The following is a 2,343-nucleotide window of genomic DNA, read 5'->3' on the forward strand; positions in this document are numbered from 1 at the left end:
CCTATGCCGCAGATAGCGTGCGACGCTGCGGGGTGGCGACGTGCGTCTTTCCGGCCCCCGTTCGACGCTCAGACGGAATTGATCAAAGGCGTCCCGCCACCGCCCCGACCAGACCGATGCCTTCGTCAGCCCTCGCTCGTGGATGCACTGCGTATGTGCACCGCGCGTTCGCAGCGATAACTACATGGATGTTCTCCCGAGGCTTCTCCCTACCCCGGCAACACACACCGCGAGCTGGGCAACCCACCCCACCCCGCCACACGCGCTGACAAGTCAGGGATACTGCACCTGGGCTGAGGTCAACTACGGACGGACTCCCCAGGGTCAATCCGATGTATGTCCCCATGTCCCGGGCCCTTAGCTCAATTGGCAGAGCTCCGGACTTTTAATCCGTTGGTTGTGGGTTCGAGTCCCACAGGGCCTACCGACCTGAGNCGACCTGAGCGTGCAGGCACGACAGCCCGACCCCAGAAGAGCGACTGTGGCACTCATGGTGGTACTCATGCGCGCTCCTCGGCTCCCTCCGGACCGTCGTCGTCCGGCCGTTTCGGGTGGTCCGGGTCGTGTCGCTCGAGGACCTCGGGCGTTCTGACCGTCGACCGCCCGTCGGCCCATGTAGGCGTCCTGGGTCATCGACACCCGAGAGTGCCCGAGCTGGTCCGCGATCCGACGCGCGGTGGCACCTTCGCCGTCGAGCAACGTCGCCACCGTCTTGCGGTACGTGTGCGGCGTGACCCAGTCGAACCGGGTCCCGGTCCGGACCTCCCGATAGGCCGCCCCCACGTTGTTGCGGTCTCGGTAGCCGCCCTTGGAGTCCGGGAACACCGGCCCGTCGAACGCGCCCAGCCGCACCCGCCGGGCCTTGAGCATGTCCAGGCACCACGTCGGCAGCACGAGCACCCTCGCTGACGTATGTGTCTTCAGCCGTGAGGCGACCAGCCCGCGGCCGCGCAGCCGGATGATCGTGCGCTCGATGCTGATCGTGGAGTGCTCCAGGCCGACGTCGGACCAGCGGACCCCGAGTGCCTCGCCGAGGCGGACTCCGGTGGCGAGCATGAACCGGGTCAGCTCCGGCAGGTCCCACCGCGCAGCGACGGGGCTCGCGTCGAGGATCGCCAGCCAGTCCCGAACCTCCCGCGGCGTCATCGCCCGCGCGACCCGATCGCGATCCAACTCGATCGGCGACAGGTCCCGGACCGGGTTCGCCGCCAGCCCGTCGCGGCGAACCAGCAGGCCGCAGATGCCCGAGAGCGCCTGCCGACACAGCTTCGCGGTCGCGTACCCCTTGTCCGCGAGCACCGCCTGCACGAACCGGTCGAGCCGTGCCGTGGTGACCTCGCCCAGCCGAAGGCCCCCGTCACCCGGGACGATGTGGCGGTCCACGACGTGCTGGTAAAGGTCCAGCGTGGACGGGGATCGGCTCCCGCGCTCGACCTGGCTCCCGAACATGGCCAGCCAGGCACGGGCGCCGTCCGCCAACGTGCTCCGCGAGGTGAAGTCCCCGTCGCGGGTGGAGCGGAGTGCATCGTCCAGCGCCCTCAGCACGCGCCGACGCGCTTCGGCGTACGTCGCCCCTGACCGCTTCAGCCGGCGCATCCGACCGCCGAAGTCTCGGTACTGCACCATCGCCACCGGACGACCCCGAGCATCCTGACCCGGGAACACCTCCCCGTGCTCCCCCAGCCCCAGCGGCTTCACGACGCCCACACCTCGGTGGGCAGCGACTCCACCCAGTCGCGGACATCCTGCGGCCGGTAGCGCAGCCGCTTGCCCATCCGCCGCCCGGGTGGCCCGGTCCCGGCGCTGCGCCATGCATAGACCGTGGCCACGGGCACCCCGAGGTACTCACTCACGTCCTGCACCGACCAGAGCCGGTCTTCCATCCGACTGTCCATCACCTGCGTCCCTTCTCCCGATCGACCCCTGCTTCGTGCTGTCTGCGCTGCTCTGCCTTCCACTGGTCGCGCTCGCGGGCGCGGGCTGCTGCGGCGTTGGCGAGGACGGCCTGGGCTTCGGTGTGCCAGCCGGTGCCGGTGTAGGTCCAGTGGCCGATCGCGAGGGTGGTCTCGTCGTGGTCGTGGGCGAGGAGGTCGGCCTCGAGGGCGGCCAGGTCGAGCGGCCGGCCGTCGGCGCGGTGCTGGGCGATCAACGCCTGGGCGCGGCGGCGGGCGCGGCGCAGCGCGGTCAGGGTCATGGAGGAGCGGCGGGACTTGGTGCCGAAATGGCCGCGGAAGCCGAGCATGTGGACCCAGTCGCCGAGCTTGGCGTACGGTCGCGGCCAGTGCGGTCCCCGCCGCGCGGCACACCCGGTTGGGAGGTCCGCGGTCCAGCTCGGAGAACAAG

General features: G+C 70.2%; 2 protein-coding genes, 1 tRNA gene and 1 pseudogene. 1 reads left to right on the forward strand and 3 read right to left on the reverse strand.

Annotation, left to right across the window (positions count from 1 at the left end; translation table 11 throughout):
• Positions 1–351: 351 nt before the first annotated feature.
• A tRNA-Lys gene (locus tag EKO23_RS24595) sits at positions 352–424 on the forward strand.
• Positions 425–627: 203 nt separating this feature from the next.
• Here the strand turns inward: EKO23_RS24595 and EKO23_RS26620 are convergent.
• From EKO23_RS26620 to EKO23_RS24610, 3 genes and pseudogenes are all read right to left on the reverse strand, one after another.
• Positions 628–1,626: pseudogene (locus EKO23_RS26620) on the reverse strand (site-specific integrase); the annotation flags it as partial.
• A gap of 68 nt (positions 1,627–1,694) precedes the next feature.
• The gene (locus EKO23_RS24605) at positions 1,695–1,895 is read right to left on the reverse strand and encodes a helix-turn-helix transcriptional regulator (protein WP_217702808.1); all 201 of its coding nucleotides are present in this window, start codon (positions 1,893–1,895) and stop codon (positions 1,695–1,697) included.
• Positions 1,895–2,343 (reverse strand): replication initiator (locus EKO23_RS24610; protein WP_342773642.1); only part of this gene is annotated, 449 nt, incomplete at its 5' end. The genes EKO23_RS24610 and EKO23_RS24605, both read right to left, overlap by 1 nt.

It is taken from the genome of Nocardioides guangzhouensis (assembly GCF_004519545.1).
GTDB lineage: Bacteria > Actinomycetota > Actinomycetes > Propionibacteriales > Nocardioidaceae > Nocardioides > Nocardioides guangzhouensis.